The 4558-nt window shown below is 73.4% G+C and carries 6 protein-coding genes; 2 read left to right on the plus strand and 4 right to left on the minus strand.

The genetic code is table 11. The annotated features are described in order from the left end of the window. Positions 1–125 precede the first annotated feature (125 nt). Positions 126–695 (minus strand): biotin transporter BioY, encoded by a 570-nt coding sequence (locus tag H5J29_RS21635; protein WP_220187741.1) that lies wholly within the window; start codon positions 693–695, stop codon positions 126–128. Positions 696–827: 132 nt separating this feature from the next. Between H5J29_RS21635 and H5J29_RS21640 the strand changes: the two genes are divergently transcribed. Further along, complete coding sequence (locus tag H5J29_RS21640) at positions 828–1706, plus strand: class I SAM-dependent methyltransferase (RefSeq protein ID WP_181782873.1); 879 nt, start codon at positions 828–830, stop codon at positions 1704–1706. Between the two features lie 37 nt (positions 1707–1743). Here the strand turns inward: H5J29_RS21640 and H5J29_RS21645 are convergent, their stop codons facing one another. Genes H5J29_RS21645 through H5J29_RS21655 form a run of 3 tightly spaced genes read right to left on the minus strand, consistent with a single transcriptional unit; the run spans position 1744 to position 3600 of the window. Beyond that, positions 1744–2532 (minus strand): DUF5995 family protein, encoded by a 789-nt coding sequence (locus H5J29_RS21645; protein ID WP_181782874.1) that lies wholly within the window; start codon positions 2530–2532, stop codon positions 1744–1746. Positions 2533–2592: 60 nt separating this feature from the next. Next, on the minus strand, positions 2593–2850 hold the full coding sequence (locus tag H5J29_RS21650) for a DUF6295 family protein (protein WP_181782875.1): 258 nt from the start codon (positions 2848–2850) through the stop codon (positions 2593–2595). Between the two features lie 3 nt (positions 2851–2853). Next, positions 2854–3600 (minus strand): dienelactone hydrolase family protein, encoded by a 747-nt coding sequence (locus H5J29_RS21655; RefSeq protein ID WP_312858346.1) that lies wholly within the window; start codon positions 3598–3600, stop codon positions 2854–2856. Positions 3601–3673: 73 nt separating this feature from the next. Between H5J29_RS21655 and H5J29_RS21660 the strand changes: the two genes are divergently transcribed. Beyond that, a partial coding sequence (locus H5J29_RS21660) for an aminotransferase family protein (protein ID WP_181782877.1) occupies positions 3674–4558 on the plus strand: 885 nt, incomplete at its 3' end.

Raw genomic sequence — 4558 nt, forward strand, 5'->3', positions numbered from 1 at the left:
GTCGTCGGAGCCGTCGACGGCGACGCGCGCACCGGGGCCGATCCCTCGGCGGGCCAGCTCGGCCGCCGCTCCCCCGACCCGGGCCGCGAGGTCCGGAGGCAGGGTGGCGCCGCCGAGGACGGGGGTCACGCCCGCCCCACGAACCGTCCCGGGAGGGCGCGGTGCACCAGGGAGGCGACGAGCGCCGCGATGACGACCTTCGCCAGGTCACCGGGCACGAACACGAGCGAGCCGGTCAACGCCGTGGGCCACGAGCCCGTCTGGATCGCCAGCCACGGGACCCCGATCAGGTAGTCGGCGACGAGCCCGGCGAACGCGGCGAGCAGCAGCAGCGGCAGCCGGGGCCGCGCGGAGCGCTGCACGATCAGGCCGCTGACCAGCGCGGACAGGATCCAGCCGACGAGGAACCCGCCGCTCGGGCCGACGAACGGGGCGAGCCCGCCGCGGCCCCCGGAGAGCAACGGCAGCCCGATCGCGACCAGCGCCAGCAGCAGGAGCACCGCGAGGACCGCCCGGCGCGCCCCGACCAGCACACCCGCGAGGAAGGGCCCCATGTTCTGCACGACGATCGGGACCCCGCTCGCCCCGACGTACACCCCCGGGAACAGGCCGAGGACGGCGATGAACGCCGCGAGGACCACCGTGGTGGCGAGATCGGCGGCGGGCGCGGCGGTGCGCGGACGGTCGGACACCAGGAGAGGTTAGCCGGCCGAGTCGTCGACCGGACTGTCATACCCGCCACTCCTCACCGCGCGCGATCCCGGCGCGTGCGGAGTTGTTCACGCCTCCCCGACCCTCGCCGGTCTTCACGCTGCGAGACTCGCCGCATGGCAGCGGCTACCGGCTACGTGCTCGGTCACCAGGACCCGGAGGTCGAGCGGCTCCTGCTCCAGGGGCGGCTCTACGGCGACCACACCGAGCAGGCGCTGCGCCTGGCCGGGCTCGAGCCCGGGATGCGCGTGCTCGACGTCGGGTGTGGTCCCGGGGACGTCGCGCTCGCGGCGGCCCGCATCGTGGGACCGACCGGCTCGGTGACCGCGGTCGACGTGCAGGCGGACATCCTCGACGTGGCGGCCCTGCGGTCGGCCGCCGAGGGCGTCTCGACGATCTCCTTCAGGCAGGTCGACATCACCCAGCCGACAGCGCCCGAACAGACAGCGCCCGACCACACAGCGCCCGACCACACAGCGCCCGAGCCGTTCGACGCCGTCGTCGGGCGGCTGATCCTGATGCACCTGCCGGACCCGGTCGGGGCCCTCCGCACGGTGGCGGGCCTGGTCCGGCCCGGTGGCGTGGTGACGTTCCAGGACTTCGAGGTCAGCGCCGCCCGCAGCGTCCCGGAGCTGCCGCTGTTCACCCGGGTCCGCGACCTGATCGTGGCGGCCTTCCGCACGGCGGGGGCGCGGACGGAGATGGGCACCTCGCTCCACCGCGTGTTCCGGGAGGCCGGCCTGCCCGCCCCTCGGTCGACCCTGGGCGGCTGTCTCGGCCGGATGTCGGATCCCGACGTCCTGGCCTTCGTCATGGGCGTGTGGAGTGCGCTGCTGCCGGTGGTCGAGCGGCTCGGCCCGGAGCTCACCGAGGGCCTCCCCGACCTCGCGGACCTGCCCGACCGGTTGTGTGCCGAGGCGGCCGCCGCGGACGCGACCGTGCTCCTGCCCCCGCTGGTCAGCGCCTGGACCCGGCGTCCGGCCGAGTGGCCGTGAGGGAACGGGCGGGCGGCCCTGACCCGGTGGGCGACCCTCAGGGGATGCGCGGCGCCTTGAGGACCGCCCACCCCACGGCCTGCGCGGCCCGGTCCTGCCGACGGTGCATCCGGTCGTAGGCCTTCCGGTACGCGAGACCGCCCAGCGTGCCGACGGGGTCGTAGTGCCGCCACACCCAGCGCGCCGCCCACCAGGCGACCGCCCGGGTCCAGCGGACCAGCAGGCCCGAGAGCAGGTTGCCCATCCTGTCGGCCGGGCTGCCGTCGACGTCGATCTCGGACAGGAAGGCGTCGAAGTCGTCCCGGAGTCCGTTCATCTCGTCCGCGAAGATGCCGTTGACCTGGTTGTAGTCGTGGTGTCGGTCCCGGTTGGGCGGGAACGTCCGCCAGGTCTCCAGCAACGCGAACGTGAGGTCGAAGTTGACGTGCGCGTTCACCCCCGCGGCGGCGAAGTTGACGTGCCGGATCCCCGGCGCTCGCCTGCGCCGGAACAGCACGCTCCAGGCCTTCGGGGTGCCCGGCGAGTCCTCGGAGTACGCCCTCACGGCCGCGAGGTACCGCTTGGCGAACTCCAGGTCGAGCAGCGTGAGGAACTCGGGATCACGGAACTCCCGCTTCGGTCTCCGACCCTCCACCGTGTCCAGCACGTTCTGCGTGATGATCGTGTAGAGCCTGGTGAAGGCCGAGATCCCGTCCACCGCGGGCCGGGTGATGTCCGCCGCGGCGGCGTCCCGGATCGCGGTCAGCGCGGCGACGACCTCCTGGATCGTCGACACCTCACCGCAGAACTCCGCCAGATCCCGTCGGCCCGTCGCCTCGAGTGTCATCCCGGCTCCCCTCCGTCACCTACCCGAGCACGGAGGGGTTCGCCGAGATACCTGCGGGCGTTAGTGATCCTTCGCGCGGTCCACCGTGGTCTGCAGGGCCGCGATCAGCTCACGGGCGGTGTCGAGCGAGAGCTCCACGGCCACCCGCGCGCCCGGACCCTGGTCGGGGTTGAGGAAGTCGATGTTGACGGTGTGGTCGTCCGGGGCGTGGACGGGATGGTCGTAGTAGACCGTGGCCGTCCGCAGCGGGAACCACCCCGCGGGGCCCTTCGCGCTGCTCCGCTCGACCTCGACCTTCTCGGTGGAGTAGGTGCACACGGGTCAGGCCCCCAGGTGGGTCGCGAAGAAGGCCTCGATGTGCCGCCAGCCGTCGACCGCGGCCTCGGGCCGGTACGCGGGCCGGTCGACCGCGAAGAACGCGTGCCCCGCGCCGTCGTAGCGGTGGAACTCGACGCTCTTCCCGTTCTCCTGCAACAGCTTCTCCAGCTCGTCGACCTGCGCGGGCGACGGGTGGGCGTCCTCGTTGCCGAACAGGCCCAACAGCGGCGCGGCGACCTCCGGCACCCGGTGGGCGAGCGGGGCGACCTGGAGCGGGAAGCCCTCCGGCGGCCTGCCGACGACGAAGGCGCCGTAACAGTCCACGGCCGCCTGGACGTCCACCTCGACGGCGGTCAGGAAGGCCTGCCGACCGCCCGAGCAGTACCCGATCGTCCCCACCCTGCCGTTCGACGTCGGCAGGTCGCGCAGCCAGCGCGCCGCGGCCCGTGCGTCCCCCACGAACCGCTCGTCCGGCACGCCGCCCTGGGCGCGGGCGGTGGCGGCCGCGTCGTCCGGCTCGGCGCCGGGGGCCTCGCGGCTGTAGAGGTTGACGCAGATCGCGTCGTACCCCGTGACCGCGAACCGCCGGACGATCTCCTTCGTCGCCCGGTCGAAGCCGGGCATGTGGTGGATCACGATCACCCCGCCGCGCGGCCCGGGGGCCATCGGGCGGGCGGTGTAGGCCTCGACCAGGTCGTCCCCGTGGCCGCGGATGCCCACGGTCTCGGCCAGCACAGCGTCGTACGACACTTCACGCCTCCTCGCTTCTCGTGTACCCCCTTGCTTACTCCCCCCGATCCACCCTCGATCAGCTAGGAGCGACATGACCGGAACCGAGACCCTCTGGCACCCGTTCGCCGCCATGGCGTCCGTCCGCCGGGCGCAGGTGGTGATCACGCGCGCCGAGGACGTCTGGCTCTGGGACTCCGCGGGCACCCGCTACCTCGACGCCACCGCGAGCCTCTGGTACGCCAACGCGGGCCACGGCCGTCGGGAGATCGTCGACGCGGTGACCGCCCAGCTGCGGACGCTCGACGCGTACCACCTGTTCACGGACTTCGCGAACGAACCGGCGCTCGCCCTCGCCGACGCCCTGGCCGCCCGCGCCCCGATGGCCGACGCCAAGGTGTTCTTCACCAGCGGTGGCGGCGACTCGATCGACACCGCGGCCAAGATGGCCCGCGCCCACTTCGCGCTGACCGGGCAGCCGGACCGCACGATCCTGCTGCACCGCGAGCACAGCTACCACGGCACGCACGGCCTCGGCACGTCGCTCGCGGGCATCCCCGGCAACCGGGTCGCGCCCCCTTTCGTGCCGGACGTGGTCCAGACGGCGTGGAACGACGCCGAGATGCTCGAGGAGACCCTCCGCGAGCTGGGCCCGGAGCGGGTCGCCGCCTTCTTCTGCGAACCGGTGATCGGCGCGGGCGGGGTGCTCCCACCGCCGCCCGGGTACGTCGAGGCCGCGGCGGAGGTCTGCGCGCGGCACGGGGTGCTCTTCGTCGTCGACGCCGTGATCTGCGGCTTCGGCCGCCTCGGCGACTGGTTCGGCACCGAACGCTTCGGGATCACACCGGACCTGATCACCTTCGCCAAGGGGGTGACCTCCGGTGTGCAGCCGCTGGGCGGGGTCGTGGCGAGCGGCGCGGTGGCCGCGCCGTTCTGGGACACCCCCGGTCACGTGTTCCGGCACGGCCAGACGTACGCC

The sequence above is a fragment of the Pseudonocardia pini genome, from assembly GCF_013870575.1.
Lineage (GTDB): Bacteria > Actinomycetota > Actinomycetes > Mycobacteriales > Pseudonocardiaceae > Pseudonocardia > Pseudonocardia pini.